The organism is Sphingobacterium sp. E70 (assembly GCF_019285695.1).
GTDB lineage: Bacteria > Bacteroidota > Bacteroidia > Sphingobacteriales > Sphingobacteriaceae > Sphingobacterium > Sphingobacterium detergens.
This window is the reverse complement of record NZ_CP079104.1, coordinates 4,140,952-4,161,600: the sequence shown is the minus strand read 5'-3', so window position 1 is coordinate 4,161,600 and position 20,649 is coordinate 4,140,952. Positions and strand designations below refer to the sequence as shown.

Sequence of the window (20,649 nt, the reverse complement as noted above, 5' to 3'; positions counted from 1 at the left end):
GTTTATTCTTTCACATTCCAATATTACAATTATTATGCCTATTTATCCAACAAATGGCAGATAAATTTTATTTAACCTGCCTTTTTGCATATTCTAGAAAATAGATTAGTAATTTTGCTACCTTTTAGCAATTGGCACTTCCCTTGCAATATAGGGGAAACAATATTTGAAGCTTAAAATTTGAAGGTCTGCCGACAACATGTCAGCGACTGCCAAATACACAAAATAAACACTATGAGCAAATTCGAAACTTTTGATTTCAGTCAGGCTATTCCAATCGTTACGGAAGACACAGAATTCTTCCCCTATTGACACAGCAGGATGAAGACGATATGGCAAATGCTGAAATTCCAGAAGCACTATCTATTTTGCCTTTACGCAATACCGTATTATTTCCCGGTGTTGTCATTCCGATCACTGTAGGAAGGGATAAATCCATCAAATTGGTTAAAGAAGCTTATAAGGGCAACAAAACAATTGGTGTGGTTTCACAAAAGGATATGACAGTAGAGGACCCTGGGTTTGACGAGTTGAATAAGGTGGGTACTGTTGCCCATATTATCAAAGTGCTGCAGATGCCTGATGGAAACACCACCGTTATCATCCAGGGAAAGCAACGTTTTAACTTGATAGAGATCTTAGAAACCGAGCCTTATCTCAAGGCGCGTGTCGAGAAATTCAACGAGGCAAAACCCAAGATGACAAAACATTTCAAGGCGACAATATCCACCTTGAAGGAAATGGCATTACAGATTATCCAGCTTTCACCCAATCTACCCAGCGAAGCCGGTATCGCAATCAAAAATATTGAAAGCCCTTCTTTTCTGATCAATTTTATTTCGTCCAACATCAATGTCGAAATGATCAAAAACAAGAGCTTCTTCAAATACCAAAGGTTGAAAACCGTGCAAAGCTCTTGTTGGAATTGTTGACCTTGAAATCAAATGTTGGAACTGAAACATCAGATCCAGAATAAAGTGCGTGTCGACCTAGACAAGCAACAACGGGATTATTTCCTAAACCAACAATTGAAAACCATCCAGGAAGAGCTTGGTGGAAATACACCTGACCTTGAGCTGGAAGAGCTTAAAAAGCGTGGTAAAACAAAAAAATGGGGCCTTGATGTCGAAAAACATTTTAACAAGGAACTTGAAAAGCTATCACGTATCAATCCAGCAGCGGCAGATTATTCCGTTCAGTTAAACTATCTTGAACTGCTGCTTGATCTTCCTTGGAATGAAACGACCAAAGATAATTTTGACTTAAATAAAGCACAAAAGGTCCTGGACAAGGATCACTATGGGTTGGAAAAAGTCAAAAACGTATCATTGAATACCTCGCGGTATTGAAACTGAAAAATGATATGAAAGCCCCTATCCTTTGTTTGGTAGGCCCTCCGGGAGTTGGTAAAACCTCCTTAGGAAGATCGATCGCCAAAGCATTGGGTCGTAAATATACACGTATGGCCTTGGGTGGTGTGCGCGACGAAGCCGAAATCAGAGGGCACCGCAAAACGTACATCGGCGCAATGCCCGGTCGTATTATCCAATCGCTGAAAAAAGCAGGTGCTGCCAATCCAGTCTTTATCCTGGATGAGATCGATAAAATGAGCGCAGATTTTAAAGGCGATCCTTCTTCTGCCCTATTAGAGGTATTGGATCCGGAGCAAAACACACATTTCTACGATCATTATGTGGAAATGGAATTTGACCTTTCCAAAGTAATGTTTATTGCAACAGCCAATTCGCTAAGTGCTATACAGCCAGCTTTATTGGACCGTATGGAAATCATCGAAGTCAATGGATATACCATTGAGGAGAAGATTGAAATAGCGAAAAACACTTGCTACCCAAACAACGTGAAATGCACGGTATGGCTGCCAAGGATGTTGCACTAAAAGGTAAGATTATCGAAAAAATCATTGAAGACTATACCCGCGAATCGGGCGTACGTGGACTGGAAAAGAAAATTGGTTCGATCGTCCGTGGTATTGCGACACGTATTGTCATGGAAAAAGATTATAATCCAAGTATCAACGATCAGGATGTTGTGGATATCCTGGGCGCTCCGATCTTTGATAAAGATATCTACGAAAACAATAATGTTGCCGGTGTGGTGACTGGCTTAGCCTGGACTTCCGTGGGCGGTGATATTCTATTTATCGAATCCTCTTTAAGTCCTGGTAAAGGACGCTTGAGCCTGACAGGTAATCTTGGTGATGTCATGAAAGAATCCGCTTCAATCGCCTTAGCTTATTTAAAAGCTCATGCTGCTGATTTCGGGATCGACTACAGGGTATTTGATCATTGGGATATCCATATCCACGTGCCTGCAGGTGCTATTCCTAAGGATGGTCCATCCGCTGGGGTAACGATGCTGACTGCGCTGACATCTTTATTCACCCAACGTAAGGTTAAAGAGAAATTGGCTATGACAGGTGAAATTACACTACGTGGAAAAGTGTTACCAGTAGGCGGTATCAAAGAAAAGATCCTTGCGGCGAAACGTGCAAACATCAAAGATATTATCCTTTGCAAATCCAATGAAAAGATATCCTTGAAATCAAGGAAGATTATATCAAAGATATGCAGTTCCATTATGTGACCGAAATGGCACAGGTGATCAAACTAGCGCTTCTAGAAAAAAAAGTAGATGGTGCTTTGGATCTAACCCAAGGAATTGAAAACACAAAAAAGAGGCTTAATCACCTCCCAAAAATTTAGATAAATTTATTCAGAAAAACGGGGATCCAAAATATTGGATCCCCGTTTTTCTTTATGCCATCCGTATTCCCCATTCTACCCTTTCAACTATTCAACACGCAGGGATTTACTTTTATTCTTTTGCCCCCTCGTATCACTCACTATTTAATTTCGAATATTCAATGCTCAGCACATTCACTTTTTGCTTTTGGACAAATCATTTCTTTTAAGTGCTTATCGTTTTAACATTACCACAAGTTAGCATAAACATGCAGTTCTATGCGCTATCAACCGAGTTTGTCATGGAGGACTTCCTCATCCAGGCTATTTTCATATTTGGAAATCACGAGTGTTGCCGCCGAATTGCCAATCAGATTGGTAATGGCCCTTGCTTCACTCATAAACCGATCCACTCCAAACACCAATGCCACGGACTCAACAGGCACATGTCCGACCACGGGCAAGGTTAGCGCCAAGGTCACAAAACCGCTTCCTGTGACACCCGCAGCTCCTTTGGAGGTTAGCAACAGCACCAACAGCAAGGTAATTTCCTGCTGCAAGGTCAGGTGCATATTGAGTGCCTGCGAAATGAATACTGCCGCCATGGTCAGGTAAATACTCGTCCCATCCAGATTAAAGGAGTACCCCGTCGGGATCACCAAACCTACCACGGACTTCGCACAACCTGCATCCTCCATTTTCTGCATAATGCCCGGCAATGCTGATTCCGAAGAAGAAGTTCCCAATACAATCAAAATCTCATCTTTGATATATTTCAGGAATTTGAAAATATTAACCTTCAGGTAGAAGTGTAATACCGCGCCAATGACAATAATGACAAAGATAAAACAGGTCAGATAGAAACTTAACATCAACATCCCTAACTTGGTCAGGGCTTGAATACCAAACTTTCCAATGGTAAATCCCATCGCCCCCATGGCTCCCAATGGAGCCAGATACATCACCATCTTAATAATGGAGAAAAGTACTTTTAGAAAAGATTGCAGCACATTGATTACAGGTTCAGCAGCTTTTTGACCGATCTTGGTCATCCCTATTCCAAAAAGCACCGCAAAAACCAGTACCTGCAATATATTATCTGAGGCAACCGAAGCGATAACGTTCTCCGGAATAATATCCATGATAAAATCCATGAAACTGTGGGGCTTCTGGGACTCGGTAATGTAGTGTGATACCGAAGATGTATCCAGACTCGCCAGATCAGCATTCATACCTGTTCCGGGCTGAATCAAATTGACAAAGATCAAACCGATAATCAATGCAATCGTGGTCATGACTTCGAAATAGATAATCGATGTCAGTCCGATCTTCCCTACTTTCTTCACATCTTGCATCCCCGCAATACCGATCACGATCGAGCTGAAGATCAAGGGTGCTATCACCATCTTGATCAATTTGATAAAGACGTCACCCAGCGGCTTTAGTTTAACGGCAAAATCGGGAAAATAGACCCCGCAGAAAATACCGATCAATATACCGACGATAACCTGAAAATAGAGACTCTTTACAATATGCTTCATGGCACTAACGATTAACGGCGATTCCTTCCGCCTTCAACATGCTTTTAAATTTGGGGTTGCGGATGTATTTATTAAAATCATGACTTTTCATACCTGTAAAATCCGTATACTTCATGATCGGATAATGCTTTACCAGCTCATTGCAGACGTCGGCTTTATACCCGAGATCTGTCGCTTTCAGCTTATTGGACAGAAAGCCGACAAACTTCTTTAACATGACATCGGTATTGTTGATCGTGATATGGATTTTTTAACCTGTTTGCTCAGCGTACAGAAGGAATCTGTCCCCGATGTTACATCCCGGATCTTAAAGTCATCCAGTCCGATGGCGGGCGCCAGCATAATGCAGGTAATGTCATTGCCATTTTCAGCAAGCTTTTTCGCGGCATCCACGTCCACATTGTGGTTCTCCAATGTGCCCTTGGCAAAACTTTCACTAAAGGTCGCACTACTCAGGGCACTCAGTACAACCGATGCGCCGCGACTATGCGAAATCAGAATAATCTTTTTATTGCTAATGCTATTCAGGAGGTTGCGCAGACCAAATTCACCGGCCATCTGACTGAATGAAGTAGCCGAAAACCAAACCTTGGCCCCACCAAAGGGATTCGTTGTATGTAAACCATCCCAATAGAATTTTACGACCTCATCTTTGTTGGGATTAAGCTTCAGCAGCTTGCGCATATATTCATAGCTCTCATTGACTTCATCAGAGGGTGCATTGAACCCATGCACAAAGATAAACACACGGTCTTTTGCTTTCACTTTACTCCCCACAGCCAGCATACGGGTCTTTTCAAAACCTTTCAACTGGCTCTCAATACCCTTTTCTGTTGCAATCTTCATCAGGAATAGGCATTCACATCACCACTTTTAGGTGGTTCACCATACGTTTTACGCCAATTGTCCGGATAGAAGTTTCCATTCTGATCCACAAACGAATTCACGATATTCGGTTTGTCAAATGAATTGGGGTAAGGATCCTTGGGCACGTTATGGGCTATATCACAGGAAACCATTGAAAAAGAAGAAAAAGATAGAAAAGTTGTCCTCTCATGGAGCTATTTATTTACGCTGTTAAAAACCTTAATTTCAATAAGGCCAAAGGTTGATTGAATCATAAAAGTATATATTGGCAAAATACAGCAAATACCTTATGTTACTCCTGCTGTGTCATTATAATCAATTCCGTATTACGAATATATAAAAAAAGAAGCTGTACAAAAAGTAAAAGCTCTTCTTGGCGAATCCCTTGGGTCTAGCATATAAAAAAATGACTTCGCGGGGTAAAACAAGATGAAAGAAAAAGGGGGCAGTCCATCTTGAACGCCCCCTTCTCTTGATATTTTTATACTTAGCTACTGAAGTATGCACGTACATTTTTACCTTCAATCCAGTTCATATAGGCTTTATTAACAACCTTATTACCACCTGGGGTAGGGTAATCACCAGAGAAATACCAATCTCCGGTATGTGCCGGACATGCTTTATGCAGATTATCCAAGGTCTGATACACCACCTCAAGCTCGGCTTTCAAATGGTGTGGTCTGACGATACGGCCAATTTCTTCGGAAATCTCTTCATCTGTAAATGGCGCATAAATGGCTTTCACATAGTTTTCGATTTCATTGACATCCTGTGTCATCGACAACAGACATTTTTGATACACTTCATCAATAATATGTGCCATACCACGTTGTTTCAACAGGTTGATTGCCGCCTCGAATGCAACGAATTCACCCATACGTGACATATCAATACCATAACAATCCGGGTAACGAATCTGAGGTGCTGAGGAAACGATCACAATTTTCTTCGATTCAAACGATCCAAGATCGTCAGGATGCTTTGTTTCAAGGTCGTTCCACGGACAATGGAGTCATCAATTGCAACGATGGTATCTTCATGATCTTTAACAATGCCATAAGTCGTATCATACACATGTTGTACCATATCTGTACGGTCCGCATCCTGTGTAATGAAGGTACGCAATTTAGCATCCTTTACATTCAGTTTTTCAAAACGGGGTTTGATGCTCAAGATCTCATCCAACTCCTCATCAGAAATTTTATCGGCACGTTTTAATAAGGTCTCTTTTTGGAAATCCCTAACGTAGGTATTGATACCATCCATCAACCCGTAGTATGATACTTCGGCCGTATTGGGGATAAAAGAGAAGACGGTATTCTTAATATTACTTTTGACAGATTCCAGTACCTGGGGCACTAATAATCTACCCAATTCTTTACGCTCTTTATAGATATCAGCATCTGACCCACGAGAGAAATAGATACGTTCAAAAGAACAAGAACGTTGTTCAACAGGTTGTCTAAACATTTCCTGTGACACAGTACCATCTTTTTTAGCGATCAAGGCATGGCCAGGTTTAATTTCTTTCACGGCACCGATAGGCACATTGAATGCAGTCTGGATAACTGGTCTTTCGGAAGCTACAACTAAGATTTCTTCGTCTTGATAGTAGAATGCCGGACGGATACCCGCAGGATCACGCATCACGAAAGCATCGCCATGACCAAAGATACCAGCGATGGTATAACCACCATCCCAAGTCTTTGCTGAACGCTTTAGGATCTTGGAGACATCGATATTTTTGGCGATCAATGAACTGATCTCGACATTGGAATACCCTTCTTTTTGAATTGATCAAAAAGCTCCTGGTTTTCATCATCTAAGAAATGTCCAATTTTTTCCAAAACGGTTACGGTATCCGCTTTTTCTTTTGGATGTTGTCCCAACTCATACAATTGTTGCAAAGTTCATCAACATTGGTCATGTTGAAGTTACCCGCAACAACAAGATTGCGTGACATCCAGTTGTTTTGTCTTAAAAATGGGTGACAGCTTTCGATACTGTTCTTTCCATGCGTTCCATAGCGCAAATGTCCTAAAAGTACTTCTCCAGTAAAACTGACATTATCTTTTAACCATTGGGTATCCTTTGACTCATCTGGAAATGCCTTCTGAACAGAAGCAAATTTTTTCTGTACATATTCGAATATGTCTGCCACAGCAGTTGAGCCCATAGCTCTGTAACGCGAAATGTAACGATTTCCAGGTTTAACATCAAATTTAATGGTTGCAATTCCAGCCCCGTCTTGTCCACGGTTGTGCTGTTTTTCCATTAATAGGTACAATTTGTTGATGCCATAGAATGGCGTACCATATTTTTCCTGATAATAAGATAAGGGTTTTAACAGGCGAATTAGTGCGATTCCGCACTCGTGTTTAATAGCGTCGCTCATATCTTGATTTGATGACGCAAAAGTAAGAATTATTTAGCACTTACCGATCCCTCCTCACACTTTTTCCGCAATAAAATTACAGTGAATAGACAGTGTCTCTTTGTGATAGGTTTCAAAGCCTTATTGTGCGATAAAAACCGGAACTTTTACAGCATGACGCAACTTGTTTACCGTCTCTCCAAACACAAAGTCTTTGACTCCGGTATGACCGTGACTCCCCACGACCAAAAGGTCTGCATGATATTTTTCGCAGACTTCGGCAATGCTCTTGATCCGATTATTGTAGCCAAGTTCATATTCCGTTTGATGTCCTTTGGACAATAAAAAGTCTGCATATAGCTTTAAGCGTTCCAAATCCTGTCGTGACTCAAAATCATCAGTAGATTCGCCTGTATATTTAACGGAAGCACTTTCGACAATGTGGACAACGACAAAGCTGGTATCGGCATGTGACAACTGCAAGGCATATTGTATTACTTTCTGATCTGAATTTGAAAAATCCAAGGCAATCACCACCTTCTTGAAAGATCCGCTGTCCTCAAAATGCAAGGCTTCAAATGGTGGGTGTATCTCCAACTCGATTGGTTTTGATTTGCGCATAATAGGGATTAAGACCGTCATGATCAGCAGAAAGAGCAGACCAACGGCTCCCAGGATAAGTAACACTGTGACCACAAGATTGTTTGCTTCGGTAATCCATCCAGTGACCTCGTCATAAACCAATTTAAAATTCAGTACCGCTATAACAGCAGCAATCAACCAGGCAAAAGCCTTGGTCAATGGTTTGATTGCAAAGATGCCCATCTTGGCCTTGTCGCTGACAAAGTGAATCAACGGTATGACAGCAAAAGCCAGCTGCATACTCAAGATCACCTGACTAAAGATCAACAGCTGCCCTACGCGACCTTCGCCGGAAATCAGGATCACCAATACGGCCGGTATAATCGCCAAAAGTCGTGTGATAATCCGACGCAGCGTTGGACTGATGCGCAACCTTAAGTAACCCTCCATTACAATCTGTCCGGCCAGGGTTCCCGTGACTGTTGAACTTTGGCCCGCCAAAATCAATGCCACAGCAAATAGCTTCGAGGCCCATTCTGTACCAAGTAAATTGCCCAATAAATGATAGGCATCTTCCAGTTCGGCTACATCATGCATACCATTTTTATGAAATACGGATGCCGCGAGAATCAATATTGCCGCATTGACCAAGAATGCCAAGTTCAATGCGATGGCACTGTCCCAAAAATTATATTTTAATGATTTTCGTATGGAGACTTCATTTCGGTCAATCTTTCGGGTCTGCACCAGGGCGGAATGTAGATAAAGGTTGTGTGGCATGACGGTAGCACCGATAATACCAATTGCTATATAGAGCGCAGCACTATTGGGAATACTGGGAATAAAGCCTGTGGCTACTTCAGAGAAATCAGGCTTAGCCAAAAACATTTCCACCATAAAACACATGCCGATCATAGAAATTAAACCGATGATAAAGAGTTCCATTTTGCGCATACCTAACTTCTGTAAGTAGAGTAACAGGAAGGTGTCGGCAAAACTGATCAGTACCCCCAAAGCAGATCAATACCGAACAACAGGTTGAGGCCAATGGCCATACCCAATACTTCGGCCAGATCACAGGCAGCAATCGCAATCTCGGCTAGGACATACAGCACAAAATTCATCCGCTTGGGGTAAGTCTCGCGGTTACATTGCGCCAGATCCTTCCCTCTCACGATACCCAAACGTGCACAAAGGTTTTGCAGCAACAGCGCCATAATATTGCTCATCAGCAAGACCCAGATCAGCGCATAGCCAAACTGACTTCCCCTGCGAGGTCCGTCGCCCAGTTGCCCGGATCCATATACCCCACACTGATCAGGTAGGCTGGGCCGAAAAAACTGAGTACTTTTTGAATTTGGATTTTCCTTGATTGACATCCACACTTTCATGGATATCGGATAATGATTTATGATGGGAGTCGTCGTGATGCATAGTTTACATGAGGACAATATCTTTTATTGCTAGGGCTAAAGATAAAAAGCTTTACATTACTAGACAATTAAACAGCCATATAATTAGAATTTAAATGAAAGTTGCCCAGAATTTTCTTTCGACTGATTGCCAAATTTGACAAAATCAACGGGTTCATACTGTCCCATGTCCGGATTAAAGCGGCGGATATGCACACCGCTACACATAAAACTCAGATCAACCGAGCGCAATAGTTTTTTTGCGAAATCGAGCCGTTCCGGTTCCAATCTACGTCCAATAGAAATATGCGGTTCATCACTGATCTCGATCAGATCAAAGGAGTTGAGGGTGTGTACGACCTTTCGGGACCGATCCTTTAGGTAACTTCGGGCATGTACTGTGGGCGCAATATAAAAAGCTCCCCAGCGAAGGAGGAAAAATGATCAAAATAAACATACTGACTACGTTCATAGAGCATTGTTTGTTGCAAAGCCGCAATGGCCTGAGCCAGTGTATCCTCATTTCCGGCAAAAGCACAGATGGTCACATGGGCTTTGGAATTGCAGCTGTGGTACCAGCCTTTGTCCTTATCTGGAAATTCTTCGGCCAAGGCGGCTCTCAACTGCTGTTTTAAACCGTCCACCAATACTAAACCCGCTTCATCAGGCTGAAAAACAAACGAATACTTATTGACACTACCCTCCATAACAAAAAATCACCTTTTGATCAGTAGGTAAGATACCAAATACGATGGAGATAACAAAACGATACTACCATCCTATTCCATAGTCCTCCCCATTGTTGCTGCTACCGCCCCAGAGTGTACCATGCTGCTGGTCGAAATAGATCGCATTGATCGGACCACTATTTCGTTCACCGAACTGTATGCTATAGCCCATTGTCTTAAGTTTTCGACAACTTCCTTCGGCGTGCGTTTGTCCAGTAATAAGCTTCCGGCACGAGGTTTTCGGTCGTCTATTTTGGTGCCACCCAAAGATAGCCACAGTTGATTACTATTGATATTCGGGGCCTCACTTGCTTGCTGTGGTGTCATGCCGAACTCCACAGTATTCAGAAAGAATTGCAGCAAATTTTGATCCTGTGTGTCACCACCCTGTACCGCAAAAGATAGATATGGTTTTCCCTCTTTTAATGCTAGCGCAGGTGTAAGCGTTACACGTGGCCGTTTGCCCGGTGCCACGACATTAAAGGGATTGATCAGCGAGTCGAGGACAAAACTTTGTAAGCGTTGGCTCATACCCACCCCCGTGTTTCCGGCGATACAGGCCGGTAGCCAGCCTCCACTCGGCGTGATCGAAACAACCCAGCCTTCGGCATCTGCCGCTTCCACACTGGTCGTTCCACGCAATAACCTATCCATATAGACACTATCTGTTGCCAGCGAGGCCCAAAGGGCTGTATCCGGCAGGGATAACAAGGATGATGTTGAATTCGCATCGTGCTTGGGAACAAAATCTTTTTTGACTCCGTATCCGGAGTGAATTGTTTGCTACGTTGTTGAAGTAGCTTGGCAAAAGGATTCTTCTTTCCTTCATAAGGATAAGGATCACCCGGAAGGACCTGTGGATTGTTCTGCTTTGGATCAATCGTAGCGGCCCGTGCCTTGGCATAAGACTCACTTAATAAACCCTGAATAGGTGCTTTAGGTTTGAAATAGGGATCCCCATAATAAAAATCCCGGTCTGCAAAGGCCAGATTCATGACCTGATATATTGTATGTATATAGGGCGCTGAGTTATAGCCCATGCCTTTTAGATCAAAATTTTTCAGCAGCTGCAAGCTCTGCAGCATAGCTGGTCCCTGCGTCCACTCCTGTAATTTATAGACGTCTATACCTTTATAATTGATATGTAAAGGTTCTTCTTCAATGGGTTTCCAGTTGGCGAGGTCTTCTTTGGTAATCAAGCCCCCTGCTCTTTACTGCCACGGACAAATTCATCCGCAATATCTCCTTTATAAAAGCGGTCGTAGGCAGCCATGATGGCTGCTTTTCGGTCTTTACCGGCTGCAAGGGCTTTCTTTTCCGCTTCAACAAGCTTGGTTAATGTCTGAAGTAGATCCTGCTGTACAAAGAGCTCGCCGGCTTCGGGCGCTTCCCTCTCTTTTCCTTGATGGACCAGGAAGACCTTTTTGCTGTATGGCCATTCTTTGATACGCTCTTTACCACGTTCGATACTATTAGCGGTCTGTGCATCGATGGGATAACCGGCCGCCATTTCTAGCGCTGGTGCTAGTACTTCGGCCAGGCTCTTGGTGCCATATTGAGCCAGCATGTAACATAATCCCCCGGTGTGCCAGGTGTAACCGCGGCAAGAGGACCGTATTCTGGTGGAAATTCATAGCCCTTTGCCCGAAAGAAATCAACCGTTGCCCCTGTCGGCGCAACACCGAGGGCATTGATAGCAATTACCTTTTTTAGTTTTGGATGATAGATCAGCGCCTGGGTCTCTCCACCCCAGCTAAGCACATCCCACATGGTACAAGTCGCCGCAAGCATTGCACAAGCGGCATCTATAGCATTACCCCTTGGTGGAACAACTGGGCACCAGCAGTTGCCGCCAAAGGCTTACCTGTAATCGCCATCCAGTGTTTACCATGCAATGGCGGCTTCTCGGTACGTTGTATCTGTCCCTGAACTGGCGCAAATGCTGTTATCATTCCAGCAAAAGCAATAAATAGCGCATATCTTCTTTTCATCTGAGTTATTCTTTTTTTGTCCAAAGTCCGCCTCTTTGGTCTCCTCCCCTATTGAAACAGGGATACCAAACCGGATTTGTGCCTCGCAGCACATGTAATAGTTATTGAAGACAAGATAGGAATTTTTTAAAAATCATCTGGCTATTGATGTAAACCATCTGGATAAAACGGTAGCCAAATTTTTTAAAAACAAAGAGCCCATCTCAACTGCGGTTGAGATGGGCTCTCTATATCGTCTTTTGATAATGGGATTACCAATAGATGGAATACAATGCTGTCACCAATAAGGCAACAATCAATGCGCCTATCAAAAATGCTTTATGTGGTTTAAACATCGTTGTATCTACTTCCAGACCTGCAGGTACTACCCCACGTTTGTTGTCAATCAAACTGATAATGATCATACCGATGATACAGATCGCAAAGACAAAGCCCATCCGGTCCAAAAACGGAATTTCGTAAATCCCCGTTGTCGGATTTGGAATAGAGAAACCGGTAGAAGCCAAGAAAGAAAGATCTGCCCAATCCGGTAATTTTTTGAAAATAATGGATAAGATAAATCCACCGATCGTTGCAAATAATGCAGCATTTGATGTTGTCTTTTTCCAGAAAAATCCCAAGATGAACATGGCAAAAATACCCGGTGACACAAATCCAGTATACTCCTGGATGTATTGAAATCCACCTTTTTGTCAATACCCAAATGTGGCGCGATAATCACGGCCAAAATCATGGCAACAACAACGGTTAATTTACCAATATTGACCAACTTCTTATCAGAAGCTTCGGTATTAAATACCTTTTATAAATATCCAATGAAAAGATCGTGGCAATACTATTTGCTTTACCCGCCAATGAGGCAACTACCGCAGCTGTCAAAGCCGCAAATGAAAGCCCTTTTAGACCCGCAGGCAACAGATTCAATAAGACTGGATAAGCATGATCTGGATTTACTTCACCATGTTGCATCATTTCATTTTGAAATAAGCCATCTTTCCACATAACATACGCGGCAATACCCGGTAATACCACGATAATCGGCATCAACAACTTCAAGAATGCAGCAAACAAAATCCCGTTACGCGCAGTCTTCAAATCGGCTCCCAACGCACGCTGCGTGATGTACTGATTACAACCCCAATAGTTCAGATTCACAATCCACATACCACCGATCAGAACTGTCAGTCCCGGTAAATCCAGGTAGTTCTCGTTTTTACGTTCCAGGATCATGTGGAAGTGGTCAGACGCTTTTCGGTCATCAGTTGGTAGCCCTGCAAGATACCAGAACCACCATAATGTTCTGAAACAAGGTTTAATGCCAAATAGGTTGTTGCCAACCCCCAACACCAAAAAGAATACTTGAATAATATCTGTGTATCCGATCACCTTCATACCGCCCAAGGTGATGATAACGGCAAAAATGGCTATAGCATACATACAGGCTTCCAGGCTTATACCAGAGATACTGCTCACCGCAATTGCTCCTAGGTAGAGAATAGAAGTCAGGTTGACCACCACATATAGTAGTAACCAAAAGACAGCCATAATCATGGCAACAGTGCCGTTATAACGTTTGTGCAGAAATTGCGGCATCGTAAAGATCTTATTCTTGAGGTATACCGGAATAAAAACACCGCCACAACAATCAGGGTAATTGCCGCCATCCACTCGTAAGTCGCAATGGCAAGTCCCATCTTGAAGCCCGAGCCACTCATACCGATAAATTGTTCCGCAGAAATATTGGATGCAATCAGGGAGGCTCCAATCGCCCACCAAGTCAGCGATCCTTCGGCAAGAAAATAATCCTTGGAGCCTACAGATTCAGACTTTTTGCGATAATACACCCATAATCCATAACCTGCGACAATGACAAAGTATATCAGGAAAACGATGTAATCTTTTGTACTTAAATAATTATTCATGTATTGGTAATTGGTTTAATTTGATCGTCTAATATAGAAATATTTTGAATAACTATATATACCTGTTGATCAAATTTTCTAAATACTCCTGTCTTCCACTGATCGTTTGAGGCTCACCAAATTCTACCGCTAAATCTCTTAAAGACTCCAACGTCAGGGCACCTTGCTCAAAAGAGGCACCGTTGCCACGATCGAAGGATGCATAGCGGTCTGTTCTTATTTTGCGGTATTCACCGTCTTCCAAGATGCGTTCAGCCGTAAGCAAAGCCCGTGCGAAAAGATCCATCCCACCGATATGTGCGTAGAATAAATCTTGAGGATCAGTCGAGTTGCGACGGATTTTGGCATCAAAATTAACACCACCGCCCTGGAAGCCGCCACCCTCTAAAATGATCAACATAGACTCGGTCAGTTCATTGATATCATTAGGAAACTGATCTGTATCCCAGCCATTTTGATAATCACCACGATTGGCGTCAATGGATCCCAGTTTTCCGGCATCAATAGCAACCTGCAATTCATGTTGGAAGGTATGCCCCGCCAAAGTTGCATGGTTTACCTCAAGATTGAGTTTGAAATCGTCCAATAGGTCGTACTGTCTCAAAAAGCCCAATACAGTGGCGGCATCATAATCGTATTGATGTTTAGTCGGTTCACATGGTTTTGGCTCGATAAAGAATGTCCCTTTGAAACCATTTTTACGGGCGTAATCTTTAGCCAGGTGTAAAAACTGTGCAAGATGTTCCTGCTCCCGTTTCATATTCGTATTTAACAAGCTCATGTAACCTTCCCGTCCGCCCCAGAACACATAGTTTTCACCGCCAAGTGCAATGGTGGCATCCAATGCGGCTTTTACCTGTGCAGCGCCATGCGTCAATACCTGAAAATCCGGATTGGTCGCTGCTCCATTCATATAACGTCTGTGGCTAAAGAGATTGGCTGTACCCCAAAGAAGCTTGACACCGCTCGCCTGCTGTTTTTCTTTAGCGTAGTCTACGATCGTTGCCAGTCTTTTTCGTTTTCCAGCACATTATCCGTGTAATCCACCAAGTCTACATCATGAAAACAGTAATATGGAATATTCATTTTGCTGATAAATTCAAAAGCAGCATCCATCTTATCTTTTGCACGTGTAATCGGGTCATTACTTTCATCCCAGGGGAATCTGTGGGTAGGCCCGCCGAACGGATCAGATCCATCACCATTGAAAGAATGCCAATAGGAACAGGCAAACTTAAAATATTCCTCCATGGTCTTACCCGCAACAACCTGTTTGGGATTGTAATAACGAAAAGCAAATGGATTTTTGCTTTCCTGTCCTTCAAATTCGATCTGTCCAATCCCTTTGAAAAACTCCTTTTGTTCTTTGATCATGTTCATTTTATTTAGTATTTATTTTTGTTTCTAAAATTTCTCTCCACTGTTGATAATTTTCTTCATACTGATCAACCCCTTAGGTTCCACGGTATATACCGGTTTTAAGCTCTCGAAAGCCTCTACGAAACTGGTATAATAGCCACTACCGATTCCTGCACCTATAGCAGCGCCCACACTGCCATCATGATCGTAAACTTCCACAGGAACATTAGTCGCACCCACAAACGAGTCACGAAATACAGGACTCAAAAATAGATTGGCATTGCCTGCACGGATCATTTGTGGATATAATCCATTTTCGCGCATAATATCCAGTCCATAGCGAAAGGCAAAAGCTATTCCTTCCTGAATCGCTCGCAGGATATCAGCAGATTCATGTCTATTGAGGTCGATTGACGTTATCGATGCCCCCACCAATTGATTATTCAACATACGCTCCGCACCATTTCCAAAAGGGATAACCTGTAAACCTTTACTACCGATGGGCGAAGTCGCGGCCATACTATTTATCTGATCGTACGACAAATCCTTTCCCAGAAGCTTCCGACCCCAACTGTTCATAATACCAGTACCGTTAATGCAGAGCAATACACCCGTCCGGATCTCATCCGGCCCATAGTTGACATGGGCGAATGTATTGACACGAGACTCACGATCCGCTATCAACTGGTCACTCACTCCATAGATAACACCCGAAGTACCCGCCGTGGCAGCGACTTCACCCGGTTGAAGTACGTTCAGGGAAAGCGCATTATTCGGCTGATCTCCAGCCTTATAGTTGATTGTTACTTTCGGTGATAGCCCCAATTCATCAGCTACAGCTGGCTTAATCTGACCGTGCTCAGCAAAAACGGGCAATATGGACGGTATTAAATCGGCATCGAAACCATAATAGTCCATCAGTGCCGTAGACAGTTCATTGCGCTGAAAATCCCAGAATACCCCCTCCGATAAAGCCGAGATAGATGTACTGATGGTTCCTGAAAGTTTCATGGCTATAAAATCCCCGGGAAGCATGATCTTATCGATTTTCTGATAGATTTCCGGTTCATTGGCTTTGACCCACGCCAATTTGGAAGCGGTAAAATTGCCCGGTGAATTGAGGTGATGTTTTAAATTGAATTCCTTTCCAATCTCCTCAAAAGCTTTGTTTCCCAATGCGACAGCCCGGCTATCACACCAAATAATCGCATTGCGCAACACCTGTTGCTCCTGATCGACAACAACAAGCCCGTGCATCTGATAGGCTATACCGATTGCCTTAATCTGCTTGGGATCGTACAGCCCCGAAGCGTTTGCCTGGGATAAAGCCCATTTGAAATAGGTCCACCAGTCCTGGGGATCCTGCTCCGCCCAATTGGGCTGCGGCGAAATAATAAGAGCCTCTTCAGCTGGATATTGCGCCGAACAGACCTTACGTTGGGAGGATGCTTCAACAATGGAAACCTTTACCGAAGAAGTACCAATATCTATACCTAAAAATACATATGAATTTCTGAAAACTGGTTATTAAAAACAATTGGCGGAAACAAAATTGCAACCGGTTGCATAAAAGTAGGATATGTTTCCGTATTTTCCAAAATATTCAATAAAATTATTTACTTTGGAGCGTGAATAAAAAAACAACGATTTATGATATTGCGCGGGCGCTTGGAATTACGGTTTCAACAGTTTCCCGTGCCTTGAATAATGTACCCACCATTAGTGAAGCTACGCGGCAGTTGGTCTTGGCGAAAGCAAAAGAGCTGAATTACAGTGTCAATAAAATCGCGTCTTCGCTCTCTTCGGGGCGCTCCAATACAATTGGTGTTATCGTACCTACAATGCAAATCCATTTTTTTGCCGAGGCTGTTCACAGTATTGAAAAAGAATTAAAGAAGCACAACTATAGCCTGCTGCTTTATCAATCGAACGAATCCTATTCGGATGAAGTAAATGGCGTCAAAACTTTGTTGGAAGCACAGGTGGATGGTATCATTGCCTCACTCTCCTTAGAAACGCAGCAAATAGCACATTTCCAGGAAGTCATCAAGCAAGGCAAAAGTCTGATCACCTTTGACCGTACCCACCAGGACATCGCAGCACCTGTAGTTAAATTGAATGATTTTGAGGCGGGCTATCTTGCAACCAAGCATCTAATCGAACAAGGGTATAAAAAAATTGGTTTTATCACCACAAACAAGGAAATCGCCATCTTCCAAGATCGCTTCAGTGGTTTTGAAGCCGCTCTAAAAGAGGCCGATCTTCCACAGTTAGATGATCTTATTGTCCGTGGAGAACTATCTATTGAAGCGGGGATAAAAGGTACGGAGCAGATCTTGCAATCTTCCATTCAACCGGATGCTATCATTGGTGGTGATGACTTTACAGCTGTTGGCATTATCCAGGCGCTTAAAGCAGCTGAGATTGCTATTCCAGCGACCGGTGTCATCGGTTTTGCAAATCAGACTTTCTCGTCATTTATTACGCCGACTTTATCGAGTATCGATCAACAGGCCAACAAGATGGGCGAAGAATGTGCTAAACTCTTTCTGAAGATGGTCAAACAAAAGGATCCTTATGAAGATATCGAACAAGTTGTACTCGATCCGATCCTAATAAAAAGGAAATCTACCTGTAGAATAGACAACTAATTGATATCATGATGAGGATATCCAAGAGTTTGTACCCGATCCGATCCTGATAAAAAGAAAATCTACCTGTAGAATAGACAAATAATTGATAACTTTGCCGAAATTTGAAATAAATGCAAGCCAGGCAGAAGTTTAGAATTTTAAGTATTTGCTTATTATTTGTTATCCAGGCACTCTTTCTAGTCGCCATTTTTGTTGAAAACACCAACTCATATATTGTACTGTCATTCATCGGATTACTTTCCTTATTCATCTTATATAGTTACCTCAAATCGCCGATACACCACCACATCCATGAATATGAGTCGATCAAAATTGCGGTTTGGGTGCCGATAGGCGCTATTGCGTCCTATTACTTCAATCAGGTTTTTGGTCTTGGCCCGGTCATGGGAGCCGCATTGACGGGTACATTGGCCTCGTTCATTCCCAATATCAATAAAGATTCCAGCTACTTTCCCCATCTTCCTGCTGCCATCTATTGTGGTGCTTTTGTGGGTATGTCAAGTTCACAGGTTGCTCATGGTTTTTCTTTTATATTGACAGCGAGTGTCTTTACCGCAGTCTTTCTCGTGATTTCAAAAAGCCTACTGAATGGTGTCGGTGGGAAATTGGGGACACTGGCTTTCCTCGGTGTTTCGTTGACCTATTTACTACTTTATCTTTTCAAATAACATGGAAACATTCATTTTATATCTTGTCGGAATTATCGGGAGCACAGCGACATATTATGTAAACACAAAATACAGACAGGGCGCAGTACGTTCCTCCGCACTGCTAACATTGATCGTATCCGGTTTCCTCTATTTCTTTCCCCATCTACTCTCCACTTATCTCACACAATATATTCCAGCCGTATTTATCGGTGCTTCTTTTATCGGTATGGTATCCAAAACGCAGCTGTCCACCTATTTTGGGCTTTCCTTGGCAGGTGTTATATTTACCACCATCCTACTCAACACCAGTAAGTTTTTCAATGGCTATGGTGGCGCATTGGGGACATCGGCCTGTATATCCTTGCTCGTCATATTAAGTATCCCCTATTTCAAATCACCAAGGAAAATGACAGTTGGCTTGCTCCTGTTGAGGAAAACAATCTTGAAAAAGGACGTAAAGCATCCCGCAGAAGTGTAGATTTGTCTAAATAATATCCGTAGATTTACCCTAATAACGCGAATGAATTTGCTACAGTAATACAATTGAATCTAGCGTAAATTGATCTACTGCAATTATATGACTGAATTTAATGTACATGGATTTACGGCGAGAATAAGAACAGATCTAACGCAATAATACAACTGAATTTAACATAATTATGCAGCTAAATTCACTACAATAACTCGTATAACCACATGAAACCACTATTTCTTCTCTTTTTCATTCAGGTCTTTCTTGTCGAAAGTCTATCTGCACAAAAAAACAATTCAACTCTTGAATCAAGAACGCAAGAGCAGTTATCGAGGACTAAGTGTTGTCGATGATCAAACACTTTGGGTCAGCGGAAGCAACGGCACAGTAGGCTTGAGTACCGATGCTGGAAAAAATTGGCAGTGGGTCAATCCGATCGGTTATGAAAAGATTGACTTTAGGGATATCGAAGCTTTTGATGAAAATCAGGCCCTGATTATTTCAGCAGGTTCTCCAGCCTTAGTATTGCTTACAACTGATGCGGGCAGAAGCTGGAAAGAGGTTTTTAAAGATACACGACCCGAAATATTTTATGATGGTTTTGCCTTTACCCCAAAAGGTGTCGGTATAGCTTTTGGCGATGCCATCAATGGGAAGATGCCCTTATTAAAAACAGTAGACTTTGGACAGACCTGGACGGATATATCCTCCAATCTTAAGTTTACTATTGCCGAAGGAGAGGCTGGGTTTGCCGCCAGTGGTACATCTATCTTTGGTCTTGCAACCGGAGATTTCTGGATCGCAACCGGCGGAACGGTTTCTAATATTTACGCTAGCGGTGATCAGGGGACACCTGGCAACGTTATAGCTGTCCAATTACACAAGGACAAAATAGCACTGGCCCTTTTTCCATTGCATTTAGTTCCCTAAATCAGGGATCGTCGTTGGCGGCGATTACAGAAATGATAAAAACAAGGATAAAGCCTGTTTTTTGAGCAATGATGGCGGCAAAACCTGGCAGGCCTCAAGCCAACCCATATCGGGTTTTAAATCGGCTGTAGTCTATCTTTCGAACAAACAACTGATCTGCACCGGAACCTCGGGAACGGATCTGTCAGCGGATAAAGGAAAAACATGGTATACAATCTCTCAAGAAAGCTACAATGCGGTGCAGAAGGCTAAGAAAGGTAAAGCCGTCTTTTGGCTGGAGATAAAGGAAAAATAGCAAGGTTGGTCCAATAGTCCAACCTTGCTATTTTAAACCCGCGAGCAGGCAAGTCTCAGATAGTATCTAAGAGCCCAAAGCCTTTTCAATTTATCCTGTCCGGCATATTGGGACTGAACTTCACCACAGGTGCCAATGGCTTTTTTGAATGACTCTTTATCACGATACCA

14 protein-coding genes and 6 pseudogenes are annotated in these 20,649 nt (G+C 42.7%); 6 read left to right on the top strand and 14 right to left on the bottom strand.

Annotated elements, in window-relative coordinates; translation table 11 throughout:
- Positions 1–234 precede the first annotated feature (234 nt).
- A pseudogene (lon, locus tag KUH03_RS29260) lies at positions 235–2,723 on the top strand (endopeptidase La).
- A 266-nt stretch (positions 2,724–2,989) separates the two neighbouring features.
- Here lon and dctA read toward each other — a convergent pair.
- The 14 genes and pseudogenes from dctA to KUH03_RS29190 all read right to left on the bottom strand — a co-directional run bounded on the left by dctA (position 2,990) and on the right by KUH03_RS29190 (position 16,936).
- Entirely contained in the window at positions 2,990–4,243 is a 1,254-nt protein-coding gene (gene dctA, locus KUH03_RS29255; RefSeq protein ID WP_257087910.1) for a C4-dicarboxylate transporter DctA, read from the bottom strand.
- Between the two features lie 4 nt (positions 4,244–4,247).
- A complete protein-coding gene (locus tag KUH03_RS29250; RefSeq protein WP_257087909.1) occupies positions 4,248–4,460 on the bottom strand; it encodes a hypothetical protein in 213 nt (70 codons plus the stop codon).
- On the bottom strand, positions 4,454–5,089 hold the full coding sequence (locus tag KUH03_RS29245) for an alpha/beta hydrolase (RefSeq protein WP_257087908.1): 636 nt from the start codon (positions 5,087–5,089) through the stop codon (positions 4,454–4,456). The genes KUH03_RS29250 and KUH03_RS29245 overlap by 7 nt, the downstream gene beginning before the upstream one ends.
- Positions 5,089–5,235 carry a hypothetical protein gene (locus tag KUH03_RS29240; RefSeq protein ID WP_257087907.1) on the bottom strand — a complete coding sequence of 49 codons (147 nt, stop codon included), beginning with the start codon at positions 5,233–5,235 and terminating at the stop codon, positions 5,089–5,091. The genes KUH03_RS29245 and KUH03_RS29240 overlap by 1 nt, the downstream gene beginning before the upstream one ends.
- 362 nt (positions 5,236–5,597) lie before the next feature.
- A pseudogene (locus KUH03_RS29235) lies at positions 5,598–7,505 on the bottom strand (amidophosphoribosyltransferase).
- A gap of 120 nt (positions 7,506–7,625) precedes the next feature.
- Positions 7,626–9,380: pseudogene (locus KUH03_RS49310) on the bottom strand (Nramp family divalent metal transporter); the annotation flags it as partial.
- 475 nt (positions 9,381–9,855) lie between these two features.
- A complete protein-coding gene (locus KUH03_RS29225; protein ID WP_257087906.1) occupies positions 9,856–10,185 on the bottom strand; it encodes a hypothetical protein in 330 nt (109 codons plus the stop codon).
- A 72-nt stretch (positions 10,186–10,257) separates the two neighbouring features.
- Positions 10,258–10,917, bottom strand: a complete 660-nt coding sequence (locus KUH03_RS29220) for a gamma-glutamyltransferase (protein ID WP_257087905.1) — start codon at positions 10,915–10,917, stop codon at positions 10,258–10,260.
- Positions 10,918–11,156: 239 nt separating this feature from the next.
- A pseudogene (locus tag KUH03_RS29215) lies at positions 11,157–11,976 on the bottom strand (gamma-glutamyltransferase); the annotation flags it as partial.
- 35 nt (positions 11,977–12,011) lie between these two features.
- Positions 12,012–12,197: a hypothetical protein gene (locus tag KUH03_RS29210; protein ID WP_257087904.1), complete on the bottom strand. Its 186-nt coding sequence runs from the start codon at positions 12,195–12,197 to the stop codon at positions 12,012–12,014.
- A gap of 251 nt (positions 12,198–12,448) precedes the next feature.
- On the bottom strand, positions 12,449–12,847 hold the full coding sequence (locus KUH03_RS29205; RefSeq protein ID WP_257087903.1) for a hypothetical protein: 399 nt from the start codon (positions 12,845–12,847) through the stop codon (positions 12,449–12,451).
- A gap of 97 nt (positions 12,848–12,944) precedes the next feature.
- Positions 12,945–14,119: pseudogene (locus KUH03_RS29200) on the bottom strand (sodium/solute symporter).
- Between the two features lie 52 nt (positions 14,120–14,171).
- Positions 14,172–15,499 (bottom strand): annotated as a pseudogene (gene xylA, locus KUH03_RS29195) (xylose isomerase).
- 24 nt (positions 15,500–15,523) lie between these two features.
- Positions 15,524–16,936 (bottom strand): xylulokinase, encoded by a 1,413-nt coding sequence (locus KUH03_RS29190; protein WP_306429821.1) that lies wholly within the window; start codon positions 16,934–16,936, stop codon positions 15,524–15,526.
- Positions 16,937–17,106: 170 nt separating this feature from the next.
- Between KUH03_RS29190 and KUH03_RS29185 the strand changes: the two genes are divergently transcribed.
- From KUH03_RS29185 to KUH03_RS29165, 5 genes are all read left to right on the top strand, one after another.
- Positions 17,107–18,129, top strand: coding sequence for a LacI family DNA-binding transcriptional regulator (locus KUH03_RS29185; protein ID WP_257087902.1), 1,023 nt, complete (start codon positions 17,107–17,109; stop codon positions 18,127–18,129).
- A gap of 113 nt (positions 18,130–18,242) precedes the next feature.
- On the top strand, positions 18,243–18,800 hold the full coding sequence (locus tag KUH03_RS29180) for a hypothetical protein (protein WP_257087901.1): 558 nt from the start codon (positions 18,243–18,245) through the stop codon (positions 18,798–18,800).
- Position 18,801: 1 nt separating this feature from the next.
- A complete protein-coding gene (locus tag KUH03_RS29175; RefSeq protein WP_257087900.1) occupies positions 18,802–19,260 on the top strand; it encodes a hypothetical protein in 459 nt (152 codons plus the stop codon).
- A 297-nt stretch (positions 19,261–19,557) separates the two neighbouring features.
- A complete protein-coding gene (locus KUH03_RS29170; RefSeq protein WP_257087899.1) occupies positions 19,558–20,184 on the top strand; it encodes a hypothetical protein in 627 nt (208 codons plus the stop codon).
- 61 nt (positions 20,185–20,245) lie between these two features.
- The gene (locus tag KUH03_RS29165) at positions 20,246–20,479 is read left to right on the top strand and encodes a hypothetical protein (RefSeq protein WP_257087898.1); all 234 of its coding nucleotides are present in this window, start codon (positions 20,246–20,248) and stop codon (positions 20,477–20,479) included.
- Positions 20,480–20,649 lie beyond the last annotated feature (170 nt).